22 protein-coding genes are annotated in these 24,012 nt (G+C 70.3%); 11 read left to right on the forward strand and 11 right to left on the reverse strand.

From position 1 onward, the window contains the following. Positions 1 to 95: 95 nt before the first annotated feature. Entirely contained in the window at positions 96 to 554 is a 459-nt protein-coding gene (locus ACH45E_RS26940) for a helix-turn-helix transcriptional regulator (protein WP_361446506.1), read from the forward strand. A 16-nt stretch (positions 555 to 570) separates the two neighbouring features. Further along, a complete protein-coding gene (locus tag ACH45E_RS26945) occupies positions 571 to 1,119 on the forward strand; it encodes a hypothetical protein (RefSeq protein WP_361446508.1) in 549 nt (182 codons plus the stop codon). On the opposite strand, the gene ACH45E_RS26950 is transcribed toward ACH45E_RS26945, so the two are convergent. From ACH45E_RS26950 to ACH45E_RS26960, 3 genes are all read right to left on the reverse strand, one after another. Further along, positions 1,043 to 2,686 carry a recombinase family protein gene (locus ACH45E_RS26950; RefSeq protein WP_361446510.1) on the reverse strand — a complete coding sequence of 548 codons (1,644 nt, stop codon included), beginning with the start codon at positions 2,684 to 2,686 and terminating at the stop codon, positions 1,043 to 1,045. The two genes, ACH45E_RS26945 and ACH45E_RS26950, sit on opposite strands and share 77 nt — an antisense overlap. A gap of 28 nt (positions 2,687 to 2,714) precedes the next feature. Beyond that, complete coding sequence (locus tag ACH45E_RS26955) at positions 2,715 to 4,253, reverse strand: carbohydrate binding domain-containing protein (protein ID WP_361446512.1); 1,539 nt, start codon at positions 4,251 to 4,253, stop codon at positions 2,715 to 2,717. Between the two features lie 156 nt (positions 4,254 to 4,409). Next, entirely contained in the window at positions 4,410 to 5,561 is a 1,152-nt protein-coding gene (locus ACH45E_RS26960; RefSeq protein ID WP_361446514.1) for an ATP-grasp domain-containing protein, read from the reverse strand. Between the two features lie 319 nt (positions 5,562 to 5,880). Between ACH45E_RS26960 and ACH45E_RS26965 the strand changes: the two genes are divergently transcribed. Together ACH45E_RS26965 and ACH45E_RS26970 are read left to right on the forward strand one after the other, a co-directional pair. Then, positions 5,881 to 6,789 carry a metallophosphoesterase gene (locus tag ACH45E_RS26965; protein ID WP_361446516.1) on the forward strand — a complete coding sequence of 303 codons (909 nt, stop codon included), beginning with the start codon at positions 5,881 to 5,883 and terminating at the stop codon, positions 6,787 to 6,789. Continuing rightward, positions 6,737 to 7,417 (forward strand): 4'-phosphopantetheinyl transferase superfamily protein, encoded by a 681-nt coding sequence (locus ACH45E_RS26970; protein ID WP_361446518.1) that lies wholly within the window; start codon positions 6,737 to 6,739, stop codon positions 7,415 to 7,417. The genes ACH45E_RS26965 and ACH45E_RS26970 overlap by 53 nt, the downstream gene beginning before the upstream one ends. 34 nt (positions 7,418 to 7,451) lie before the next feature. Here the strand turns inward: ACH45E_RS26970 and ACH45E_RS26975 are convergent, their stop codons facing one another. From ACH45E_RS26975 to ACH45E_RS26985, 3 genes are all read right to left on the reverse strand, one after another. Further along, a complete protein-coding gene (locus ACH45E_RS26975; protein WP_361446520.1) occupies positions 7,452 to 7,679 on the reverse strand; it encodes a hypothetical protein in 228 nt (75 codons plus the stop codon). Positions 7,680 to 7,803: 124 nt separating this feature from the next. After that, positions 7,804 to 8,343 (reverse strand): toxin-antitoxin system, toxin component, encoded by a 540-nt coding sequence (locus ACH45E_RS26980; RefSeq protein WP_361446930.1) that lies wholly within the window; start codon positions 8,341 to 8,343, stop codon positions 7,804 to 7,806. A gap of 42 nt (positions 8,344 to 8,385) precedes the next feature. After that, positions 8,386 to 9,042, reverse strand: a complete 657-nt coding sequence (locus ACH45E_RS26985) for a helix-turn-helix transcriptional regulator (RefSeq protein ID WP_361446522.1) — start codon at positions 9,040 to 9,042, stop codon at positions 8,386 to 8,388. A 235-nt stretch (positions 9,043 to 9,277) separates the two neighbouring features. On the opposite strand from ACH45E_RS26985, the gene ACH45E_RS26990 reads away from it, so the two are divergent. Next, complete coding sequence (locus ACH45E_RS26990; RefSeq protein ID WP_361446524.1) at positions 9,278 to 9,949, forward strand: hypothetical protein; 672 nt, start codon at positions 9,278 to 9,280, stop codon at positions 9,947 to 9,949. Positions 9,950 to 10,055: 106 nt separating this feature from the next. On the opposite strand, the gene ACH45E_RS26995 is transcribed toward ACH45E_RS26990, so the two are convergent. Genes ACH45E_RS26995 through ACH45E_RS27005 form a run of 3 tightly spaced genes read right to left on the reverse strand, consistent with a single transcriptional unit; the run spans position 10,056 to position 12,267 of the window. Then, on the reverse strand, positions 10,056 to 10,991 hold the full coding sequence (locus ACH45E_RS26995; protein WP_361446526.1) for a PDR/VanB family oxidoreductase: 936 nt from the start codon (positions 10,989 to 10,991) through the stop codon (positions 10,056 to 10,058). After that, positions 10,988 to 11,203: a hypothetical protein gene (locus ACH45E_RS27000; RefSeq protein WP_361446528.1), complete on the reverse strand. Its 216-nt coding sequence runs from the start codon at positions 11,201 to 11,203 to the stop codon at positions 10,988 to 10,990. Before ACH45E_RS27000 ends, ACH45E_RS26995 begins: the two co-directional genes overlap by 4 nt. Next, the gene (locus ACH45E_RS27005) at positions 11,200 to 12,267 is read right to left on the reverse strand and encodes an aromatic ring-hydroxylating dioxygenase subunit alpha (RefSeq protein WP_361446530.1); all 1,068 of its coding nucleotides are present in this window, start codon (positions 12,265 to 12,267) and stop codon (positions 11,200 to 11,202) included. Before ACH45E_RS27005 ends, ACH45E_RS27000 begins: the two co-directional genes overlap by 4 nt. 217 nt (positions 12,268 to 12,484) lie before the next feature. Between ACH45E_RS27005 and ACH45E_RS27010 the strand changes: the two genes are divergently transcribed. The 6 genes from ACH45E_RS27010 to ACH45E_RS27035 all read left to right on the forward strand — a co-directional run bounded on the left by ACH45E_RS27010 (position 12,485) and on the right by ACH45E_RS27035 (position 22,031). After that, positions 12,485 to 13,489 carry an alpha/beta fold hydrolase gene (locus ACH45E_RS27010; protein ID WP_361446532.1) on the forward strand — a complete coding sequence of 335 codons (1,005 nt, stop codon included), beginning with the start codon at positions 12,485 to 12,487 and terminating at the stop codon, positions 13,487 to 13,489. 320 nt (positions 13,490 to 13,809) lie between these two features. Next, complete coding sequence (locus ACH45E_RS27015) at positions 13,810 to 15,615, forward strand: hypothetical protein (protein WP_361446534.1); 1,806 nt, start codon at positions 13,810 to 13,812, stop codon at positions 15,613 to 15,615. A 10-nt stretch (positions 15,616 to 15,625) separates the two neighbouring features. After that, complete coding sequence (locus ACH45E_RS27020; protein ID WP_361446536.1) at positions 15,626 to 16,645, forward strand: AAA family ATPase; 1,020 nt, start codon at positions 15,626 to 15,628, stop codon at positions 16,643 to 16,645. Next, positions 16,638 to 18,839 carry an SAV_2336 N-terminal domain-related protein gene (locus ACH45E_RS27025; protein ID WP_361446538.1) on the forward strand — a complete coding sequence of 734 codons (2,202 nt, stop codon included), beginning with the start codon at positions 16,638 to 16,640 and terminating at the stop codon, positions 18,837 to 18,839. The genes ACH45E_RS27020 and ACH45E_RS27025 overlap by 8 nt, the downstream gene beginning before the upstream one ends. A gap of 231 nt (positions 18,840 to 19,070) precedes the next feature. After that, positions 19,071 to 21,122 carry a phosphocholine-specific phospholipase C gene (locus tag ACH45E_RS27030; protein WP_361446540.1) on the forward strand — a complete coding sequence of 684 codons (2,052 nt, stop codon included), beginning with the start codon at positions 19,071 to 19,073 and terminating at the stop codon, positions 21,120 to 21,122. A gap of 66 nt (positions 21,123 to 21,188) precedes the next feature. Further along, a complete protein-coding gene (locus ACH45E_RS27035; protein WP_361446542.1) occupies positions 21,189 to 22,031 on the forward strand; it encodes a phospholipid scramblase-related protein in 843 nt (280 codons plus the stop codon). A gap of 145 nt (positions 22,032 to 22,176) precedes the next feature. Here the strand turns inward: ACH45E_RS27035 and ACH45E_RS27040 are convergent, their stop codons facing one another. Then, positions 22,177 to 23,145, reverse strand: a complete 969-nt coding sequence (locus ACH45E_RS27040) for a hypothetical protein (RefSeq protein ID WP_361446544.1) — start codon at positions 23,143 to 23,145, stop codon at positions 22,177 to 22,179. Then, positions 23,142 to 23,984, reverse strand: coding sequence for a phosphatase PAP2 family protein (locus ACH45E_RS27045; protein WP_361446546.1), 843 nt, complete (start codon positions 23,982 to 23,984; stop codon positions 23,142 to 23,144). The genes ACH45E_RS27040 and ACH45E_RS27045 overlap by 4 nt, the downstream gene beginning before the upstream one ends. Between the last annotated feature and the right edge of the window lie 28 nt (positions 23,985 to 24,012).

Here is a 24,012-nt window from a genome sequence, read left to right on the forward strand (position 1 = left end):
GGCCTGTGTTGACGCAGGTCGGTGACTGGATGGCACACCTTCCTCGCGAGGCAGTCTCTAGCTACTGCCTAGCTAGGCAGGTACTGTGCGGGAATATGACGGAGACCCCCCAGAACCGCGAAGAGTTCTTCACGGTTGTCCTCCCCGCCCTCAAAGCCGCCGGCTACGAGGGCTACGGCTCACAGCAACGCCTCGCCGACGACACCGGCATGTCCCCCGGCACGGTGTCCCGCCTCGTCCGCGGCAAGACAATTCCAGACGTGGAATCGATTCCCGCGCTCGCCAAGGCAATCAAGCTCGACCCACTCGACCTGCTAGTCAGGGCCCGCTACCTTCCCGCCGACTTCCGCGAGTCACAGCAGACACTGTCCGAAACGAGCCGGTCACAGGTAGGCTCCGAAGGAATCACACCGGAGGAGGCCGCCAACAGGCTTGGCTTCCACGACGAGGTACGCCGCTCGATCTTCCTCGGCATCATCGACACGCTGAAGAACACGCAACCCGAGACCGAGCAAGGCACCGCCGCCTCCGGAGACGCAGCAGCACAGATGTGACGCGGGGGTGCGGTGTATGAGGCTCGCAAGCGGCAGTCGGATCATCCTGGCGGGCGGGGCCACGCTACTGGCGAGCGGTCTCGGGCTCGGCGCCATCGGCGTGACCGGCAGCGACGCGTCCCGTTCCCTGGGTGGGACATGCCTCGTTACCGCCGCACTCACGATGATCGCGCTCACGCTGATCCATCACTGGGTCGTCGACACCAGCGTCGTCCGCCGCGAGCTAGTGCGCTCACTCGGAGAGGTCGAGGCAGAACGGCGCCGATACACCGCCCTGCAAGGCGCACTCGAAGCCGAAGCAACGCGCCTCACCCGCGACTTGAACGAAGAGCGCGCCGCCGTCACTGCCACGCTGTACGCCGAACGCGCCGCCATGCAGAAAAAGTTCGAGGAACAGAGACTTCAGCTCGCAGGCGAAGCCTTCCGAACCGGCGTCCAGATGGAACGCTCCGGCATGCTCAAGCCCGACGAGCCCGTACCGGCCAACCTCATCCAGTTCCCCGAGCACGGGCAGATGAGCCGGTCCCCTGAGCGGTCCCGGGAACACGGAGGGGTCGCTCCCTGAACCCCGGCTCACCGAAGAACGCCAGCCGGATACGGCCGTCGTCCAGCGCCCGCCGACCAGACGCCTGCGCCTTGAACAGTCGCACCGTCACGGTCTTCTTGATCACCTCGCGCCTCTGATCCAGCGTGAGCCCCGGCACCGCCGGCGGATCCTCAGTCTCCAGCCGCCCGTTCCACACCACATCAGGATCGGGGGCCTCCAGCAGACGGAGCACCAGCGGCGAGACACCCGTGTAGGTCCGAAGCTTCTCTTGCGCCGCCTCCAACTTGGGCTCCAGCTCCAACTCCATCGCCGCGAGCGAGACGGCGGAGAGCTTGAAGCGGCCGGCTTCCGCGTCGAACTCCCGGGACATTCGGCGTGCTTCGTCGAGCTGCTCCGTGTAGGCGTTGATCAGCTTTTGGGCGGCGGCGGCCATCTCCTTGACCTTGTCGTCTGCGGGGATGAGCGCGGCCCGGGCCTTGGCCTTGTCGGTGAACCAGTCGATGACCGCTTCCTCGACGTATGCGTCGATGCGGGCCTCGGCGATGCTGGTGTCGTTCTTCTCGCTACAGCACAGTCCGGGCTTACGCTTCGTGCTCCCGGAGAGGTGGCGGAGCACGGCGTGGTCGCCGCATTCGCCGCACAGGGCGAGGTACGACAGGAGGTGCGCCACCTCCGACCCGCGCTGCATCAGCCGCGCCGGGTGGGTGAGCGCGGCTGTCACACGGTTGAACATGGCGCGACCGTCGGGGGTTTCCAGGCCCTTGATCGGAGCCCACACGGCCTTGACGTAGGTGCCCTTGTGGACCCGCTCTCCGAGGTAGGCCCGGTTCAGGAGCATCGACCGGGCGAAGGCCTCGGTCCACGGCTTGCCGTCGAGGCGGGTCGCGTCCTGCTGGGAGTTGAGCCAGCGGGTGAGCGACCTGAGGGAGTGCCCCGTGTCGATGCGTTCCAGGGACTGCAGCACGTACTGGCCACGCACGGGGTCTTCGTCCTGTCCGGTGCAGCGTTTGCGCCCGTTGACGGTCTGATAGGTGCGGTTGTACCCGTACAGCAATTTCCCGTGCGGGAGGCCGGCCTGGGCCTGGCTGCCGGCCGTGCGGAGGTTCCCGTCTCGGATGCCTTCCGCTTCGTCCTCGGCGTCGATGGCGTGCTGCGCGGTGGCCTTGAGGTCGTCGCGGCGTGATAGGTCGTAGACCTGCCCGTTGTAGCAGAGCAGCGTGTTGGTGTCCCGGAGGACCTTGCGGAGGCGGACGTAGGCCTCAAGGTCGCGGTAGTAGCGGCTCGCTTGGAAGGCGACGACGATGCGTCGGGTGCCGGACGGCACGGGCTCGGTGCCGAGCGTCTGGATCAGTGTCTCGAAATCGTTGCGAGGTTTGCGGCCGTGCCTGCTGGCGGAGATGTCCGTGTCGCTGAACTCGCGTGTCACGTGCCACTTGTGGTTGTCGCACAGTCTGCGGCCGGTTGCGAGTTGGTCGATGACGGAGCTGCCTTCACCGATGGCGTCATCGGAGTTGCGGCCGTAGAGCATGGCCTCGAAGGTGACGCCGGGGATGACGAGGTGCAGGTACTCGGGCGCGTAGGGCATGCGGTGATGCTAGCGAACTCTGCCACCCCTAAATAGGTTTGTGGGTCCAGATGGCCGGGGTGGTGTTCTCCTGCTGGTCGGACAGGCCGTTCATGCCGGAGATGCCGATGTGGGAGTAGGCGGTGGCGTCGTCCCACCCGAAGGTCGACTTCAGCTTGGTCTTCAGGCCCTCGGCGGCGTTCACGGTGTTGCCGTACATGTCGGAGCCGCCACCGAAGTCGAACGGCATGATCGTGAAGACGTCGATGTTCGCGCCGAGCGACTGCGCCTGCTCGATGAGGCGGTTGCCGTAGTAGGTCGGGCCGGTGGTCGACGTGCCGAAGGTGACGATGGTCTTCAGGCCGGGGTTGTTGGCCTTGACGGTCTTCAGCGCGGTGAGGATCTTCGCCTGCACGGCCTCGTTCTCGAACTCGTCCGAGTTCTCGATGTCCATGTCGATCGCCTTCAGGGAGTAGGCGTCGATCACCTTCTGCAGGGCCCCGGAAAGCGCTCCGGCGGAGGAGCAGTTGGCGCCGAGCTTGCTGCCCTGCCAGCCGCCGAACGACGGGACGATGTCACCGCCGGCGGAGCGGATGGCGTTGATGGCGCTCTGGTCGGCGCCGCCGGTGAGCGGCCGGCTGCCGTCCCAGGCGGGGTTGCAGCCGCCGGAGTCCAGCACGAAGGCCATCGTGAACCACTTGACGCCGGTCGCGCTCATCACCGTGCTCGGGCTCGGGGGATCGCCCCAGCCCTCGTACAGATAGGGTGCGGCCTGCTTGAAGCCGGTGCCGCCGCCGCTGCCCGCATCGGTCGTGACGGACACGGAGTTGGAGGCCGCGGAGGTGTTCCCGGCGGCGTCCCGCGCCTTCACGGTGAAGGTGTACGAGGTGCTCGGCGACAGGCCGCTGACCGTGGCGGACGTACTGGAGACGCTGAGGACCTGGCTCGAGCCGCTGTAGATGTCGTACGCGCTCACGCCCACGTTGTCCGAGGAGGCGTTCCACTTCAGCGACACGCTCGAGGAGGTCTTGCCCGTGGAGCTCAGCCCGGTGGGCGCGGTCGGCGCCTGGGTGTCCGAACCGCCGCCCCCGCCGGGCCCGTCCAGGCTGATGTCGTCGGCGTAGTAGGTGCCTTGCGCGTACCAGCCGTGGACGTAGATCGTGGCGCTGGTCTGGGAGGCGCCGGTGGTGAAGGACACCGACAGCTGACTGTAGGCGGACGGCGACGTCGTCCAGGTGGAGGCGCCGCCGTTCACGCCGAGGTAGACGTAACTGCCGCGCACCCAGCCGCTGAGGCTGTACGTCGTGTTCGGCTGGACGGAGACGGTCTGGCTGCACTGGGCGTTGTCGCTCGAACTGACCGCCCCGGCGAGGGCTTTGGAGCCGCCGTGCACGGGGGAGGAGACGACCGAGCCGAGGTTTCCGGTGCAGGTCCAGGGGGAGAGGCCGCCCGATTCGAAGCCCGGGTTGGTGAGGACGTTGGCCGCGTGTGCGGTACCGGGGAGGGCGATGGCCCCGGCGAGCGCCAGGGCCGCGGAGCCGAGCAGGGCGAGGAGACGGCGTCTGGAACGCCGGAGTGTGTTGCGCACGCGATCTCCCTGAAGTGATGGGGGTGTTCGGGAGTGCACGAAGGTGTGCGGGGAGTGCGGGGGGTGCGGAAAGCGGTGCGCAACCAAGTTGGTATGGACCAATCGAGGTGTCAAGGGGCTACGCCATGATTGGTCCAGACCGGTGGACGGTGTGATCTAGGCCGGTGCTATGGCGGGGGCGGCGGCCCCCGCCTCCGGCGCCACCGCGGTGACGGGCCCGGCCGCAGGCGTGGGCACCGTCGGCAGCAGTACCCCGGTCTCCTCCGTGCGCTGCCGCGGCAGCGACACCGGGCGCAGCGGACGCGGCCCGGAGACCACCGCGTAGTCCTGTCCCAGGAACGGCGGCTCGAACTCGCCCGGGTCCTCGCCGAGCGCCAACTGCACCGCCGCCCAAGGCGCGTTGATCCCGCACTGGGACAGCTGGTGCAGACCGCCGGCCGGGCGCGTGTTGACGTCGAGCAGTACCGGCTGCTCGCCGAACATCCGGAACTGGATGTTGGACAGGTAGTGCAGCCCGAAGCCCCCCGCGATCAGCCGCGCGGGCGCCAGCCACCGCTCGTCGAGCGTGAAGCCGCGACGGCGGCCGTTCTTGGTGCGGCCCACCGCCAGCCGGACCCGGTTGTCGGGGCCGGTCAGGCAGTCCACCGACACCTCCGGCTCCGCCAGGCGCGGCATGACCAGCCAGTCGACCGGTTCGTCGGCCTCCCGTACCGCCGTCAGCACCATGTCCAGCGGCACATGAGGCCCCGGGAAGCCACTGAGATGCGTGAGGGAGAAGGGCGCGCGTGTGATCACCCGGAAGCCCACCCCGCCCGCACCGGCGGCCGGCTTGAAGCACGCCTTGTGCCCCGCCGCCTCCAACTCCTCGACGGCGGCGAGGAGTTCGTCCGCCGTGCGGACCCGCTGCCACGGCGGCACCGGCACACCGACCGAGCCCATCGCCTCGTACGCGGTCGCCTTGTTCTCGAACACGGCGACCGCCTCGGGCGTCGGCGCCAGCAGCGCCGTACCGGCCGCCGCGAAATCGGCGCGGTGCGCCACGATCGCCGCCTGGTGCAGGCGCGGCACGAACACGTCGATGCCGCGCCGTGCGCACTGGTCCAGGGCGTACTCGACGTAACCGGCCGGGGACAGGCCCTCCGGTTCCAGGTCGGCGGTGTCGGCCGCGGCCAGCACGGGGGAGTCGGGGTCGCCGTGCGTGGCGTGGATCTCGACCGCCCGGTCGCTGGGATTTCTCCGCAGCTGATCCATGAAGAACACGTTCTCCGCGTACGTGCGGTTGAGCCAGACGCGTACGCGAGAGAGCATGCAGGCCGCCTTTCGGGGTTTTCGGGCAGGGCGCAGCGGCCCGTGCCCGGGCAGGGTGGATGGAGGGACACCGAACCGCCCTGCGCGAAGGGCGTTGATGGCGGCGGTGTTGGGGCGATCATACGGCTTTCAAACAGCCCGGCGTGCAACGCGAGTGTTACGGATTCACCGGTCCTGCCCACCCGCCCGGCCGGTACTGTGAAACGGGGGTTCGAGAAACAGGAGTTCGGGGCGTTTTCGTACTGTCGTGGATTGTCCTTGTCCGGCGACCGCGAATGTGTTCTCGTTGGTGGCACTGACATGATCGGGAGGGGCCAGGGTGGAGTCGACGGCCGGCGGGGCCGGGCAGTTACTGGCCATCAGCGACCTGCACATCGGGTACCCCGAGAACCGCGCGCTCGTCGAACAGATGCGCCCCGACTCGGACGAGGACTGGCTGATCGTGGCGGGCGACGTGGCCGAGACCGTCGCCGACATCCGCTGGGTCCTCGGGACCTTCGCCGGCCGCTTCCGCAAGGTCCTGTGGTGCCCCGGCAACCACGACCTGTGGACCCACCCCCGTGAGACCGTCCCCCACCGCGGCGTCCCCCGCTACGAGCACCTCGTCGAGGTGTGCCGCGAGCTGGGCGTGACGACCCCCGAGGACCCCTACCCCGTGTGGCACGGCCCCGGCGGCCCGGTGGCCGTCGCACCGCTGTTCCTGCTGTACGACTACTCCTTCCTGCCCGACGGGTGCGCCACCAAGGAGGAGGGACTCGCCTACGCGCACGGCACCGGCATCGTGTGCAACGACGAGTACCTGCTGCACCCCGACCCCTACCCCAGCCGCGATGCCTGGTGCCGCGCCCGGGTCGCCGCGACGGAACGCAGGCTGGCCGCGCTTCCCGAGGACCTGCCCACCGTCCTGGTCAACCACTACCCGCTCGACCGGCACCCGATGGACGTCCTGTGGCACCCCGAGTTCGCCATGTGGTGCGGTACCGGGCTCACCGCCGACTGGCACCGCAGATTCCGCGTCGCCGCCATGGTCTACGGTCATCTGCACATCCCGCGGACGACCTGGCTCGACGGCGTCCGCTTCGAAGAGGTGTCCGTGGGATACCCCCGCGAGTGGCGCAAGCGCCCGGAACCACCGGGAAGGCTGCGCCGCATTCTGCCGATGGAGGTCGGATCCGGTGATCGAGGAGCTGCTTCCGGACTCGGTCGTGGCCGTGGAAGCGTACGGTGACGACGGGCTCCGCGGCGCCCCGCTCTACCCCGAGGAAGCGGCACTCATGACCCGGGCGGTGGCCAAGCGCCGCCGCGAGTTCTCCGCCGTGCGCGCCTGCGCCCGGCTGGCCATGGAGAAGCTCGGCGTACCCGCGCAGCCGGTGCTGACCGGCGAGAGCGGCGCGCCGCGCTGGCCGGACGGGCTGGTCGGCAGCATGACCCACAGCGACGACTACTGCGCCGCCGCCCTCGCCCGCGCCGCCGACCTGGCCTCCCTCGGTATCGACGCCGAACCGCACGAGGCGCTGCCGGGGGAGATCGTCTCCTACGTGTTCCTGCCCGCCGAGTCCGACCGTCTGCGCCGGCTCGCCGGGCAACGGCCCGAGGTGCACTGGGACCGGATCCTGTTCAGCGCGAAGGAGTCCGTCTACAAGGCCTGGTTCCCGCTCACCGGCCAGTGGCTGGACTTCTCCGAGGCCGACATCGAGATCGTCCCCGAGCCCGGCCCGGGCCCGCAGGGCCGCCTGCACGCCGAACTCCTGGTGCCCGGGCCGTGGGTGGGCGGCCGTCGCGTCGGCCGGTTCGAGGGACGTTGGACCATCCGGCGCGGCGTGGTCACCACGGCGGTCGTGGTGCCGCATTCCTGAGCGGTGTGCGGCCGGCGCCCCCGGTCCGGCGCCGTCAGGCCGGTGGACACCAGTCGTGCAGCAGCCGGAAGAACTGCTCCTCGTTGCCCGCGAGTCCGGCGTCCGACAGCGCCCGCTCCGCCTCGGCGAGCACGGCGGGCGGGAGCACGACCGGACGGGCTCCGTCGGGTGGGCCGTCCAGGGCGGCGCGCACGGTGTGCAGCAATCGCAGATAGGCCTGGACGGCGGCACGCTCGTGGTCGGTCAGTACGGCGGTGGGCATCGGTCGGCTCTCCCCGTCGGGTGTCACGGTCACGCACGCGCAGCGCGTACGCCGCACATGTCGGCGGCGCACCTCCAGCTTGCCGTCCACCACTGACAACGCCGCCCCACCGCGCGGTGCACGCTCAGCCCTGCGGCCCGGGATACCCCAGCGATGCCTCGATACGGCCCGCCACGTCGTCCCGCTGCACCGGACCGCGCAGCGAGGAACCGGCCAGCCACGTGCGGCACTTGCTGGCCAGGAGCAGTCCGAAGGTCTCGGCCTCCCGCTCCTCGGCCAGGTCGAAGCGGGTCCGGGCGGCCACGTTGCGCACGGTGGCCTCCAGGGCATGCTGGTCCGGGACGTCGCCCAGCAGCCGCGCGGCCACCCCCACGCCGTCGACGTGGTGGCCGCTGTGGCCGGCCTGCATGTGCCACAGCTCGTGCCCGAGGATGACCAGCTGGTGGTCGGGCGCGGTGCGTTCCTCGACGACGATCAGGTCACGGTCGGCCATGTCGAGCCACAGCCCGCTGGCGGTGCCGGCCGGGAAGCCGGCCGCCCGGAACACCACGGGCCGGCCGCGGCGGCGGCTCATCGCGTCGCACAGCGCCGTGTACAGGTCGTGCGGCCGCGCCGGTGCGGGAAGGGTCAGCTCGGTGACCAACTCGCCGCACAGGCGGCGCATCTGACTGGCGATGCCCACTCTTCTCCCTCGGTTCACGACCGGTCACGACTCGGGGCGCTTGACGCTCTCCAGCAGCATGTCCAGCCACTCCGCGACCTTGTCGCGGTGCTGGTCGGTGGGCAGCTGCGCGGCCCGCCAGGCGATCCCCCGGACACCGTGGTCCTGCAGCAGCCGCTCCAGCGGATCCTCGGCGGCCTCGGCCGCCGCACGCTCGCGGTCGGCGAGCTTCTGCAGCAGCTCCTGCTCGGTGCGCTGCAGCGCACCCGCGAGGGCCTCGGGGTCCTCCGCCGTGAGGAAGCCGGCGTGCACCCGGAAGAAGCGCTGCAGCGCGTCGCAGTGCTCCATCGTGGGACGCCGGTCGCCGTTGATCAGAGCGCCCGCCTGCTGCCGGGACATGCCGGCGCCGTCGGCGATCTCCTGCTGGGTGTACTTCCGCCCGTTCGTCTTCAGCCGGGTGCGGCGCAGCAGGTCCAGGCGCTGCAGGAACCGTGCCTGCACATCGCGTTCGCCCGCGGGCCGGCCGCCGAGCAGGGCCCTGACCACGGGCTCGGGGACACCGCAGCCGACGGACAGCCGTCTGACGTCGAAGACCTCCGCGTGCGGCACGCCGAGCCGGCCGGCGAGCGCGGTGACGCGGGCGACGACGGCCGGCAGCCGGTCGGTCGTCGTGGCGCCCGGATCCTCGTAGCCATCCGTCACCGACAGATCTCCTACGTCTCTCAGAGGCTCAACACGAGGCTCATCACAAACGGTTGCCGTGAACTTCCCGGAGAGTAGCGGTTGGTTCGAACTCACATCCAGGTCTCGCCACAACTGTGGCCAATTTCAGCCGTCAACAGGCATGAAATGCCACGATAGTTGACATCACTCTTCTCGGGGCAGCAGGATCAGGGCGCCGCGTGAAGGCCGCATAGGCAAGAGGGGTGACCTCCCGATGGCACATCAGGCAGGAGGGCAGCGGCCGGCGCCGCGGCCCGTCCCCGAGGGTCTCGAGGCCCAGGCGTACCTCCAGGACTACGCCACGCTCCTTCAGGCCGGCCCCTTCCCGTCCTTCGTCGTGGACCACCGCTGGGACGTCGTCCTGGCCAACAACGCCTTCGAGACACTTTTCCGGGGTGTCGGCCCGCATCCGACGGCCATGCCCGGCGACAACTTCCTGAGGTTCGTCCTGTTCCACCCGGACGCCGGCACGGTCCTCGGCGAGCACGAGCCGAGCTGGTGCCTGCCGATGCTGGCGCACTTCAAGGCCGCCTGGGAGCACGGCGCCCACGACCACGGGCTGCAGGCGATCCGCCGGGACATCGCCCAGGACCCCCTCATGGAGGCCGCCTTCCGGCAGGGCCTGCCGCACTGGATCCGCGCCGTCGGCGAGGACGCCTGCGAGCCCGACGGCGCCGTCCGCCCGCTGCTGCACCCCGACCCGCGCTGGGGCGCCACCGAGTGCCGCATCGTCGTCGAGACCCCGAGGACCCTTCAGGCCCTCGGCTACACCCGCCTCACCCTGGTGCTGCGCGACTCCCGCCGCCCCGCCGCGGCCCCGCGCCGCCCGCGCCGCGCCCGTGCCGCGGCGGGCCATCTGACCGTCGTCCCCGCACCGGAGGCCTGACCCGGCACCGTCGGCGTTCAGGTCGCCGACGGCGCCGGGCCGGAAACCCGCGATCACCTCACCCCGTCGAGGCGGAGGTGCGTTCGACTCCGTGGCGTGCCGCACGTCACAGGTCGAGGACGAGCCTGACGCCCCGGCACCGTGACACGCAGATCATCATGGTCTCCCCGGACGCCCGTTCGTCCTCGCCGAGGACCGAGTCGCGGTGGTCGGGGGTGCCCTCCAGCACGTCGGTCTCGCAGGTGCCGCAGGTGCCCTCGGTGCAGGAGTAGAGCACCTCCACGCCCGCGGCGCGCACGGTGTCGAGTACCGAGACACCCACCGGGACCGTGAGCGTACGGCCGCTCCGGGCCAGCTCCACCTCGAACTCGCCGTCGTCGCCGACCGGTTGCTCCTTGGGCTGGAACCGCTCCACGCGCAGCACCCCGGCCGGGCAGCGCTCCTCGACCGCGTCGAGCAGCGCCCCGGGACCGCAGCAGTAGACCAGGGTGCCGTCGGGCAGGCCGTCGAGCACCGGGCCGAGGTCCAGCAGTCCCGTCTCGTCCTGCGGGGCGATCGTCACCCGGTCCCCGTACCGCGCCAGCTCTCCGGTGAACGCCATGGAACCGCGCGCCCGTCCGCCGTACAGCAGCGTCCACTCGGCGCCCGCCGCCTCGGCCGCGGCCAGCATCGGCAGGATCGGGGTGATGCCGATGCCGCCGGCGACGAACCGGTACCGGGTCGCGGGCTGGAGGGGGAAGTGGTTGCGCGGCCCGCGCACCCGCACCTTGTCGCCCGGCCCCACCTGCTCGTGCACATACGCCGATCCGCCCCGCCCGTCCGGCTCGCGCAGCACCGCGACGCGCCACACGGCACGGTCGGCCGGATCGCCGCACAGCGAGTACTGCCGTTCGAGGTCCGGGCCGAGGAGCACGTCGACATGGGCGCCCGGCTCCCAGGCGGGCAGTTCCTCGCCCAGCGGATGGCGCAGCGTGAGGGCGAGGACCCCGTCGGCGGCGGACTCCCGCCGCTCCACCACGAGTTCGGCTTCGTACACACTCATGAGCCGGCTCCTCGCGGCTGGCGTCCTTCGGGGTGGTGTCCTTCGGTGCGGTGTCCTTCGGGGTGGCCGAGCATCCACTCCCACATGGCGACCGGATCCTGCGCGGTGTGCATGGCACCGCAGTGACAGGTGCCGTGCAGGACGTCGGTGCCCGGCAGCCAGTCGATGCGGTACACCTCGCCGGTGGCGGCCCCGCGGACGGGCGACGTCACTGGACCTTCTCCACGGGCTTGTCGCCCTCCTCGACCAGCCGGGCGAGGATACGGCGGGCGGCCAGGCCGCCGGTGTCGATGTTGATGCTCAGCTCCTGGTAGCCGGTGCGCTCGGTGCCCAGCGTCTTCTGCAGCAGGTTGAGCGCGTCCACGTCCTGCATGACGACGGTGTGGTTGTTGCCCCGCAGGAACCCGGTGACCTCCTCGTCGTCGACCGCCCAGTCGCGGGAGACCATCCAGAAGTCGTACACGTGACCGTCGGCGGACGGCGTGATCGCGTACGTGATCTCGGTGTGGAAGCCGTTCGGGTCGCTGCCGTCCGCCTCCGGCAGCACGCCGACCGGGGCGATGCGGCTGTGCAGCAGGTAGAGGCACGGGGCGTGGTACTCGATGTCCTGCCAGCGGGTGATCCGGCCTTCGATGCCGGTGGAACGGGCGTAGAACGGCGGGCAGGCGGCGTCGTCCATGCGCCGGCTGACCCGCACGATGCCCGCGCCCTCGTCGACCTCCGTGGTGATCGGCGTCTCGGCGACCTCCGGGGTGCCGATGTAGCCGCCGTGCAGATACGTCTCGTGGGAGAGGTCGAGGAGATTGTCTACGAGGAGGCCGTAGTCGGCGTCGATCGGCTCCATGCCGCGGACGGTGACCCAGCCGGGGGAGTCGAGGTGCCGGGCGCGCGGAATGGTCAGCGGGTCCGCGAGCGCCGGGTCGCCGATCCACACCCACACCAGCGAGTCCTGTTCGACCACCGGGTAGGAGGCGACCCGTGCCGTGCGCGGGACGCGTTTCTGCCCCGGCACGTACACGCACGTACCGGTCGTGTCGTAGGTGAACCCGTGGTACCCGCACACGATCCGGTCGCCGTCCAGCCGGCTCTCGGACAGCGGGAAGCGGCGGTGCACGCACCGGTCGTGCAGGGCGACCGGGGTGCCCTCCTCCTCGGTGCGGTAGAAGACGAGCGGCTCACCCAGAATGGTCCGGCCCAGCAGTTCCTCGCGCCCGACCTCATGGCTGTAGGCGGCGACGTACCACTGGTTCCTGGCGAAGGCGGTCATGTGCGGCATGGCTGCGGCTCCCGTCTGTGGTGGTGGCCACATCATGGGAAGCGGCGGAGCGGCACGACAACGGCTCTTCCGTCCCGCGGAAGGGCTCCGCGAAAGGCCGCCTCGCAGGAGGCGGCTCGTTGTCCGGGGCCGTGATGTTTCCGAAGTGCCCCAAAGGGGGCACTTACTCTCGTGTTGCGCTTCGCGGGGGGCGGAGTGGCGGGGGGAGGAAGCCGTGATGGCGACGGCCGGGCCACAGTTGCTGTTGGTACACGGAATCGGGGGAATCCGGGACGCCGAGGACGAACGCCGGGACTGGCAGCGGTCCTTGGCCGAAGGCGCCCGTGCGGCAGAGTACGCGGACCACATTTCGGCTCTGACCGGCGGCTGGCTGGCCGACTGCCGGTTCGCGGATTACAGCGACCTCTTCGCGCGGCCGGGTGCACAGGGAGCCGGCGGGGCGGAAGGCCAACTCGACGACGAGGCGGCGCTGGTGACGCTCGCGATGGTCTTCGAGTACGTCGACGCCCTCGACAAGTCCGGTCCGGCGAGGGCCGATCTGCAGCGCATCCGGGCGCAGGCCCGGCTGTATCTCGAGACGCGGCCCGAACAGCGGCGGGCGCAGGGACTCATGTCGCCGGTGCGACACGCGGCCGCCGTGTGCGCGGCACTGGCGCGCGTACCCGGTGTCCGGTTCGGCCTGCAGCGGGCCAGTGCCGCACGGTGTCTGTCGATCCTGTCCCAGCCGGGCCGCTATCTGCGCCGCAAGGAGCGTGTGACGGACGAGGACGGGGGCGTCACGACGCTGGACGAACGGATCCGGCACCGGGTCGTACGTGAGCTGGATCCCGGGCGTCCGGCCGTCGTCATCGGCCACTCGCTGGGCTCGGTCGTGGCTCTGGAGGCGCTGGCCTACTACCCCGGGCAGGTCGAACTGTTCGTCACCATCGGCGCCCCGATCGCCATGAACGCCCTGATATGGCCCCGGCTCCGACCGCAGCCGCCGGCTGTCCCGGCTCAGGTCCGGCGGTGGCTCGACGTGTGGGACGGGGACGACCCGGTGGTACCGCTGCGGCGGCTGTGCGACGTCATCGCGCCCAATGCGAGCAAGGTGCTGCCCGAGCCGGTGCCGCTGTCGTCCAGGGCGGTGTGGACGCATTCGGCCCTCACCTACCTGCGCCGGCCCGAAGTCGCGGGTCCCGTGATGGACACACTGATCCGCCTGCGCGGGGCCGCCTCATGAGACGTGCCCTCGGGACCGAGTTGCGGCATCCCCGGCACGCCTTGGTGGTGGCGACACAGTGTCAGGCCGAGGACGAACTGCCCGGGCTGGCCGAGACCGCGGCGGCCCTGCACGCCGTCCTCACGAATCCCGCCCTCGGGGCATGCGAGCCGAGCCCGGGCTCCCACGAGTCGGTCATCCGCTCCGGTCATGCCGACCGTGCCACGGTGGACGCGGCGGTGCGGGAGGCGATCGTACGGGCCGGCGAGGCGCACGCCGTCCTCGTACTGGCCTTCCTCGGCCACGGCCAGTCAGCCCCGGGATCCGGCACCCTCCACTACATGGCCGCCGACACCGAATGCGAGGATCCGGTCACGTCGGTGGACGTGAACCAGCTGATCGACTGCGCGGTCAACCGGCACGGTATGGCCGGGGTCGTCGTTCTCCTGGACACCTGCAACGCCGGAGCCGGAATTCCCGCCGCGACGAGCCTGATCGGCGGATACCTGCAGGGGCGGACCCGGATTTCCGTACTGGCGGCGTCGCAGTCGCAGCAAGAGGCCTACAACCTGGATTTCAGCCGCGAGATCACCCAGTGGATCAGTGACGGATTCGAGGACGCCGGGGAATTCGTGCCCCTGCGCAGATACCGGTCGGCGCTGATGGAGACACTCGACCAGCAGGAAGCGGCGGCACTGGACTACAACGGGTCGCTCATCGCGGCGGAAGAGGGACTCTGGCTGGCGGTGAATGCCCGGCACCGTGCGCCGCAGGGCCGCGGACAGCTCAGTGAGGTCGGCGCCGCCGACCTGCGCTCGGCCCTGCTGACCTGGCCGGACGGGGCCGCGATAGGGGCGTCCGACGGACAGGCGGATCTGGCGGAGCTGCACGAGGCGGCAGCGGAGCGCGGCGACTCGATCGGGGCCTGTCGGGTCGCGGAAGTGACGCACGCTCTCATACAGGCGTTCGCAGCGGAGACATTTGTGACCGACTGGACCAAGAACGCGCTGTCGACCTTTACAGTGACCCGTGCCATGAAAGAGCTCAACAAACGCCGTCGCGCCGGAACGGATCCATTGCGCCCGCCCGCGGATCTGCGGGGTACGGATCTGCTGCGGTATTTCCTGCAGCACGAGGCTCTTCGCGGCATGAGCATGGACGGCCGTATGAATTGCGATCTCGCCCTGGCCCGTTGCATCGTCGCCCTGGCTCAGGCGTGCGCCAGGGATCTCGACGATGTGTCGCTCGACGCATGGGCGGCGCAAGGCGATACCCATGTGGCGCTCAACGACGCGCGGGAAGAGGTGCGCGTCATGCAGGACAAGCAGCGCGCCGGCGCGGTGGTGAGTCTGCACGCGGCCCGGCTGGACTGGCCGGAGTCCATCTCGGTATGGGTGCGGCACGGCACCGACTTCTCCGCCCCGGAACACTTCCCCTGCCCTCCCACCCAGTCCGGTGTGGAACAGGTCCTGCCGGACGTCGTGGACTGGGCGGAGGAACAGCTTCCCGCGGGGGTGCGGCTCGGTCACATCGACGTCGTGGTACCGGCGGCGCTCTTCCCCTCATGGCGACCGGAGGAGCTCAGGGCGGGGCTCTACGTCCTCGGCGCCGCCGAACGCAGCGTGACGCTGCGCTGGTCGGAACGGCTCGTGGAGCCTCGTCACCTTCGGGGGCTGAACGACCTGGCCCGGCAGCAGCTCCAGGTGTGCAGCACCGAGGCGTTCAACGGCATGGCGCCCATCGACTGGCTGAGCGTGAAGCAGGTCGAAAACATCGAGCAGTTGACCGACGCCCTGTCGATGGGCCGCTATCCCAGGGCCATCGGCATCGCCCGACGTGACCAGAGCTTCTCCCTCCTCCTGCAGACCCTGCTGCCCTATACGCCCGTACTGCTGTGGCCGGCGGACGAAGAGACGGCCCTGCGTGAACCGTTGGCCGAGCTGGTGCGTAACTGGGAACGTCTGCCGACCGAGTTCACGCGCGCCTACCGGTGGCGCCGGCTCAAGGAGCACGGTGCGGACGGGCCGGTCGACCAGGACGGCGACGCGGCGAGCTGGGCCGAACTGGCCCTGATGAGAACGGCGTGGCACGACGAGCCGTGGCTCGACTTCTGCCGCCGGTTCCAGACGAGCGGGCACCGTCCCTGAGGAGCATGTGATGGCGTGGAACACCTACTACCAGGGCACCGGTGAAGCACATGACACCGAGCTGCCGCCCCCTCCTCCCTGGCGTACCTTCCCGCGCCGGTCCGCGCCGCGCACCTTCCAGCCGCCCGTGGGACTGACCGACGCCGTCAACGCGGCGCTGTTCCTGCACCGCCCCCTGCTGATCACCGGTCCGGCCGGCAGCGGGAAGTCGTCCGTGATCGAGCAGGTCGCCGACGAACTGCGGCTCGGCCCGGTGCTGCGCTGGCACATCACCTCCCGCAGCACCCTGTCCGACGCCCTCTACCGTTACGACGCGCTGGGGCACATCCACACGCTGCGCCTTTCCCAGTCGAAGGCGAAAGGGGACAGCGGCGAGAGTGGCGAGAACGGCGAGAGCGAGAACGGGGAGAGCGCGGAGGTCGTGGAGGACGACATCGCCCAGTTCCTCCAGATCGGCCCGCTGGGCACCGCTCTGCTGCCGGGCTACGACCGCCCCAGGGCACTGCTGATCGACGAGATCGACAAGAGCGATCTCGATCTGCCCAGCGACCTGCTGGACGTGCTGGAGCGAGGAGAGTACGAGATCCCCGAACTCGTCCGCCACGCACGCGAAGAGGTGGGGATCAGGCGGTGGCGCGGGGACGGCGAAGACCTCACCGAAGGCGATCTGGATCCGTACGTCGTCGTCAACGGGCGGGTCAGCTGTGACCGCTTTCCCTTCATCGTGATGACCAGCAACGGTGAACGGGAGTTCCCCGCGCCCTTCCTGCGCAGGTGCATCCGCTACGACATGCCCGACATGACGCCGGAACTGCTGCGGGACGCGGTGGAAGCCCACCTGGGGCAGGCCGTGACGCAGGAGGCCGGCGACCTCATCGACGAGTTCGTCAAGCGGGTCGCACTGGGGCAAGCCCTGGCCGTGGACCAGCTGCTGAACGCCGTCAAGCTCATCACGGACAGCAACGCACCCGTCGAGCCCCAGCGTGAGAGGCTGCTCCGCTGCCTCCTGCGCGATCTGTCCGGTGCCTGAGCAGCTCGGACGCGTCCTCGGCGCTCTCATCGACTGCCTGGACGGTGAGGTCGACGCGCTCGCCCTGGCGGACGCCCTGTGGCTGGCCGCGGCGTCACCGGCACCGGGCGACACCGTGACGCCGGCCGACAGGCCGACGGCCGCGGCGGAGGCCGGCGCGGGCGAGTCCGGCGACCCGCCCCGGGCCGAACGCCGACCCCGGCAGTCCACCGTGCCGCCCCGCCCGGTCGGCGTGCCCGCCACCCCGCGCCCCGACTGCTACCCGCTGTACGAGGAGTTCGGTGACTCCTCGGCCTCGCTGTCAGGTCCGTCCGTCTCGGTCGCCGCGGGCAGATCGCTGTCGCAGACCGTGGAACTCGGACGCTCCCTGCGCCCTTTCATGCGCCGCTATCCGCGCGGCAGGAAAACCGGTCTGGACATGCAGGCCACCATCGACTCCTACGCGCGTGGTGGCGAACTCGTCCCGGTCCTGGCCCCGTTGCCCGAGCCGTGGTTCGACGTGGTCGTCGTGGTCGACACCCACCTGACGACCGAGGTGTGGCGTGGCGCCATCGAGGAATTCGTCGCCCTGCTGGAGAACGCCGGTGCTTTCCGCAGCGTGCGCCGATGGCACCTGTCCACCGACGGGCACGACCCCTACGTGACCGACGCCCGCGGGCACTTCGTCCATGTCACCGGCGCCGTGGGGACGGAGAACCGGCGCCTCTTCCTGGTGCTGTCCGACTGCACGGCACCGGCGTGGTACGAGGCCAAGGTGTGGCAGCTGCTGCGGCAGTGGGCGATGCGCGCGCCGCTGTCCGTCGCGAACCCGCTGCCCTCCAGGCTCTGGCACCGTACGGCACTCGACCTCCCGGCCGTCCACGTCCGCAACCGTGTCCCCGGCAGCAACTCCACGCTGCGGGTGACACCTCCGCCGCACCTCAAGGGCATCGTCAAGCAGAGCGAGCTCTACCTGGCGATTCCCACCCTCAGCCTGACCGCCCACTCCCTGCAGCGCTGGGCGCGCGGTTTCGTGCGCGGCGCACCCGAGGGCTACGACGCCGTCCTGGTGGGCCCGTCCGGAAACGCGCCCTCGCCCTTCCTGGCCTACAGCCGGCCCCCGACCGAGGAGGAGCGCGCGGAATCCGCCGGGAACGCGGCCCACGCGTTCCTGCACATGGCCTCACCAGCGGCGGTACGCCTGGCGGCACTGTGCTGCTCGTTCGGCCGCCTCAGTCTCCCGCTGCTGCAGCTCATCCGCCAGGAAGTCGTCCGGGACGCCGACAACGCGGACGTGGCCGAGCTGCTCACCAGCAGCCTGCTGCACATCGACACCGACCGTGCGGGCCCGCCGTTGATCACGTTCACCGATCAGGCCCGTGAACAGCTGACCGCGGTCGTCAGCCGGCACGACGCGTGGTGGACCTATGAGGCGCTCAGCCGTTACATCGCCGAGCGGACACGGTTGCCCGCGCAGAGCCTCGACGCGGTGGCGGCACTTCCCGCGGACCGGCTGCCGGAGGACCTGCAGCCGTTCGCGCACGCCTCCCAGGAACTCCTCAAGGCACTGCGCAAGGGCTCTGCCGGCCTGCGCGCGTCCCAGGGCGGCAGCGGTACGGCGGACCTCTACGCGCAGCGGGCCCACGAGGATCCGGTACCCGGGCGGAGCACCGCCTCCGATGCCCGGTTCCAGGATGATCCGCAGGTGGAGCAGGAGCTCGGCCGGCTGCGGAGCGAACTGTGGGACGGCATCCCGTCCGACCGCTTCACGGATCGGTACCGTCAGGCCGCCGATCAGGTACTCAAAGCCTTCGTCTACTTCCTGGCGCAGTACCTCGCCGGCCAGGCGGACTGGGTCCCCTTCGCCGAACTGGACACCTTGACCGCGGAGCTGGCCCGATCCGCCTCGCTCCACGGTGTCCACGTCGACGTGGGCGCCGATCCCTCGTTCACGCTCCGGGCGCGCGTTCCGGGCATCGACGACAGCGTCGTCGTGCTCGGCGAGGTGTTCGCCCTCACCAGTCCGATTCTCCGCTCGCAGTGGCCGTCGGCCACCGCGCGGCGGGACGGGCCGGAGCTGCGGATCGCCCCCTTCACGATCCTGATCACCCTCATCGCGGATGGCCGGACCGGCCCGGAACTCCTCAGCGGGAAAAGCGTCTCCGTCACGGGCGGCCCCGGTTCCCGGGTGGTCGTCCTGCGGTTCCCCCTCTAGGGGGCGTCGCACGGGCAGGGGGACCGTGGCCGCTTCGCAGTTTGTATACGCGCACGGTATGCGATGTACGGCGGGGACTTCTTGGTGAGGTTTTGGCCTCACGTACCCGCACCCGTCACATCGTGGCCACCGGGCCCTTCCCTGACGTTCGGTGCTCTTGGAACACTCGCAGCGCGCATCATCCCGTCACGTTCCGGCATCCCGTACGCCAGGATGAGAGGTCCCTCAGCCATGCCCGAAGCCAACCGGCGTCGATTCCTCCAACTCGCGGGCGCCACAACGGCGTTCACCGCGCTGTCCAACAGCATCCAGCGCGCCGCCGCGCTGCCCGCCAACCATCGCACGGGGTCGATCGAGGACGTCGAGCACATCGTCGTCCTTATGCAGGAGAACCGTTCCTTCGACCACTACTTCGGCTCACTCAGAGGCGTCCGCGGCTTCGGCGACCCGCGTCCGATGACCCGCCCCGACGGCAAGCCGGTGTGGTATCAGTCGGACGGCACGAAGGACCTGCTGCCGTTCCACCCCGACGCCGACGACCTGGGCCTCGCGTTCATCCAGGACCTCCCGCACGGCTGGAACGACGGACACGCCGCCTTCGACCAGGGCAAGTACGACAAGTGGGTGCCTTCCAAGGGCTCCACGACCATGGCGTACCTGACGCGTGAGGACATCCCCTTCCACTACGCGCTCGCCGACTCCTTCACCATCTGCGACGCGTACCACTGTTCGTTCATCGGTTCCACCGACCCCAACCGCTATTACATGTGGACGGGTTACACCGGCAACGACGGCAAGGGCGGCGGCCCGGTCCTCGGCAACGACGAGGCCGGCTACAGCTGGACCACCTACCCCGAGCGTCTGGAGAAGGCCGGGGTGTCGTGGAAGATCTACCAGGACGTGGGCGACGGACTCGACGCGAGCGGCTCCTGGGGCTGGATCCAGGACGCCTACCGCGGCAACTACGGCGACAACTCCCTGCTCTACTTCAAGCAGTACCAGGACGCGAAGCCCGGCGACCCGCTGTACGACAAGGCCCGCACCGGCACCGACGCCCGCAAGGGCGACGGCTTCTTCGACCAGTTGAAGGCAGACGTCAAGGACGGCAAGCTGCCGCAGATCTCCTGGATCGTCGCCCCCGAGGCCTTCACCGAGCACCCCAACTGGCCCGCCAACTACGGCGCCTGGTACGTCGCCCAGGTCCTGGACGCCCTCACGGCCGACCCGAAGGTGTGGGCGAAGACGGCCCTGTTCATCACCTACGACGAGAACGACGGCTTCTTCGACCACATGATCCCGCCCTTCCCGCCGTCCTCCGCCGCGCAGGGCATTTCGACGGTCGACGCCGGGCCCGACCTGTTCAAGGGCGACAGCGGACATGCCGCCGGTCCCTACGGACTGGGGCAGCGCGTGCCGATGCTCGTCGTCTCCCCGTGGAGCAAGGGCGGTTACGTCTGCTCGGAGACGATGGACCACACTTCGGTCATCCGGTTCATGGAGCGTCGCTTCGGCGTCCACGAGCCGAACATCTCGCCCTGGCGGCGTGCCGTCTGCGGCGACCTGACCTCGGCATTCGACTTCTCCCGCACGGACACCCGGCCGGTCGCCCTGCCGGACACCGACGGCTACCGGCCCCCGGACCACGACCGCCACCCCGACTACAAGCCGACCCCGCCCGCCAACCCGGCCCTGCCCAAGCAGGAGCGCGGGCACCGGCTCACCCGGCCGCTCAAGTACGCGCCTCTCGTGGACGCTTCGGCGGACGCGGCGACCGGCAAGCTCACGCTCACCTTCGCCTCGGGTGCCCACGCGGGCGCCGCCTTTCTCGTCACTTCCGGCAACCGCACCGACGGCCCCTGGAGTTACACCACCGAGTCCGGCAAGTCGGTGTCCGACACCTGGAACTCGGCGTACTCCGGCGGCTCCCACGACCTGACCGTGCACGGCCCGAACGGCTTCCTGCGCGTCTTCAAGGGCTCCGGGAAGATCGCGGGAGCAGAGGCCACCGCCCGGCACACGGGCGACGGCGTCGAGCTCACCTTCACCAACCAGGGTTCCGGCACGGCCCGGTTGAAGGTGGCGAACGGCTACGGCGGACGGCCTCGGACGCTCACCGTACGGCCGGGGGCGCATGTCCGGCTCACCGTGGACCTCACGGCGAGCCGCCGCTGGTACGACCTCACCGTCACGTCCGACACCGACCCGGCGTTTCTGCGCCGGTTCGCCGGACATGTCGAGAATGGGTGCGCAGGTGTCAGCGACCCGGCGATCGCCGCGGAGTAAACGGACGATGAATACCGCAACGTGGGGACTGGTCAGGTACCGGTCAGCTCAGGGTAGTGTGCCCCGGTGACCACGCAATCGAACACTCCTGCAGGCTGGTACCCCGATCCGCACGGTGCGCCCCAGACGCTCCGTTACTGGGACGGCGCGCAGTGGACCGACCACACCAGCCCGGACCAGCAGGGCGCCCAGCCGGGCACCCCGCAGGCCGCCCCACACGCGGCCGTTCCGCAGCAGGCCACCGGTGACGCCCGCGTGCAGCGTCAGGTGCAGCAGCAGGCCGGAGTCGCCGGCGGCGGCCCCGGCGGCGGCACCCTGTTCACCGAGCCGGTCCTGGTGGTGAACCAGAAGGCCAAGCTGATCGAGGTGACCAACGAGTACAAGGTCATGGATCAGAACGGCCGGGAGATCGGCTCGGTCGTCCAGGTCGGCCAGAGTGTCATCAAGAAGATCATTCGCTTTGTCTCCAGCCTCGACCAGTTCATGACGCACAAGCTGGAGATCCGCGACGCCTACGGCCAGCCGCAGTTGCTGCTGACCCGGCCGGGCAAGATCTTCAAGTCGAAGGTGATCGTGCAGCGCCCGGACGGCTCGCCGGTGGGTGAGATCGTCCAGCAGAACATGATCGGCAAGATCAACTTCGCGATGAACGCCGACGGCCAGAAGGTCGGCGCCATCAAGGCGGAGAACTGGCGGGCGTGGAACTTCGCCATCGTCGACCACGCGGACAACGAGGTCGCCCGGATCACCAAGACCTGGGAAGGCCTCGCCAAGACGCTGTTCACGACCGCGGACAACTACGTTCTGCAGATCCACTACCAGCTGCCCGAGCCGCTGCTGAGCCTCGTGGTGGCGACGGCGCTGACCGTCGACACCGCGCTGAAGCAGGACTCGCGGGGGCTGGGCTGATTTTCGCCTACTGTATGCAGGCTTTGTGTACAGGCTTTGTATGCAGATTTTGTATGCAACGGCAGGCGGCGGCGGCCGGTGTACGCGGGCTTCCGCACGCACCGGCCGCCGCCTTTGCTGGCTGCCTTCGTGGCTGCATGCATGGCTACAGCGGACTGAGCCGTCCCGACTCCGACTGCCGTGGCACCAAAGCCGGTTCGAGTGACGCCGTGCCCGGCTCCAGCGCCAGCACCGCCGCCACGGGGTGTTCCGCATCGTCGTCGACGCCGGGCCCGGCCACGGGTGTCGCCCGGGTCAGCAGCAGCACGCCGCAGGCGGCCAGCCCTGCCCCGGCCAGCGCCAGCAGGACCCCGGCCGCGCCGCCCTGGAGGCCCTGGCCGAGCAGGGTGAGCCCGATCACCGCGGCCGCGACGGGGTTGGCCAGGGTCACCATCGCCAGCGGGGCGCCGAGACCGCCCCGGTAGGCCGTCTGCGACAGCAGTAGCCCGCCCGTGGCGAACGCGGCGACGAGCAGTGCCACCCCGACGACCGCGCCGACCCCGCCGATCCCGCCGCCGAGCCCGGCCCCGGCGCCGCCGGTCGCCGCCACCGTCACCGTCTGGGTGAGCGCCGACGCCACACCCGAGGCGAAGCCGGACGCCGTCGCGTGCCGCAGGCCCGGCCGTGCACCGGGCCGCGCCAGCACGCCGATCAGCGCCGCCGTCGTACCGGCGACCGCCAGCGCCTGAGTCAGGCTCAGTACCCGCTCGGGCGCCGGGCCCGAGGCGGTGACCAGCACAGCGGCCAGCCCCAGCAGCGTGAACGCGGTGCCCCGCCACTCGACCGGGCTGACCCGCCGCCCGGCGGCCCGCGCGCCCATCGGCACGGCCGCGACCAGAGTGAGCGCGCCCAGTGGCTGGACCACCGTCAGCGGACCGTACTTGAGGGCCACCACGTGCAGCAGCGCGGCGCCCGCGTTCAGTCCGACCGCCGACCACCACGCGCCGGTGCCCAGCAGTCGCAGCAGGCCGGCGCCGGAACCGCGTGAGGCGAGGCGCTCCTGGGCGACGGCGGCCGCGGCGTAGGCGACGGCCGAGACCAGGGACAGGGCGACGGCGATCAGGTCGGCGCTCATCGGCCGGCTCCGGCCAGGACGGGCGTCTCGGGGGCCACCGGCATCCGCCGGCCGCTTCCCCGGCCACTTCGCCGTGTACGTGTGGCACTTGTCCCGTCCGTACTCGCTCCGTCCGCCGTGCGGTGCGGTGGGTGGATCAGGGCGAGCGCCACGCCGAGCATGGCCGCCGCGGCGATCGCGTCGAGCCAGTAGTGGTTCGCCGTGCCCACGATCACCAGCAGGGTCACCAGCGGGTGCAGCAGCCACAGCAGGCGCAGGCGCGACCGGGTCGCCACGATCAGGCCGATGGCCACCATCAGAGCCCAGCCGAAGTGCAGCGACGGCATCGCGGCGTACTGGTTGGAGAGATGATCGGTCTGCGGTGGACCGTATGCAGAAGGTCCATACAATCGCGCGGTGTCGACCAGCCCGGTGGCGGCCAGCATGCGCGGCGGGGCCAGCGGGAACGTGAAGGGCAGCACCAGGGCGGCGGCCGTGACCGCGGCGAGGACCCGGCGGGCCCAGACGTAGTGCGCGGGCCGTCGCAGATACAGCCAGACCAGGAAGGCGGCGGTGGCCGGGAAGTGGACGGTCGCGTAGTAGGTGTTCGCCAGGCGGACCAGGGTGTCGCCGTGCAGCAGCGCGGACTGCACCGTGCCCTCGCCCGGCAGGTGCACGGCCCGTTCCAGGTCCCACACGCGGCGGGCGTTGTGCAGCGCTTGACCGGTGTGGCCGGTGGCCAGTTGCCGGCCCAGCTTGTAGACGAGGAAGAGCCCCGCTACGAGCAGGAGCTCACGGACGAGCGGCGGTCGCGCTGTCGCGTCGGCCTCCGCTTCTGCAGGCGCGGTTCGGGCATTCATTCCCCCGGCCCCTTCACTGACGGTGTGC

It is taken from the genome of Streptomyces sp. NPDC020299 (genome assembly GCF_044387825.1).
GTDB lineage: Bacteria > Actinomycetota > Actinomycetes > Streptomycetales > Streptomycetaceae > Streptomyces.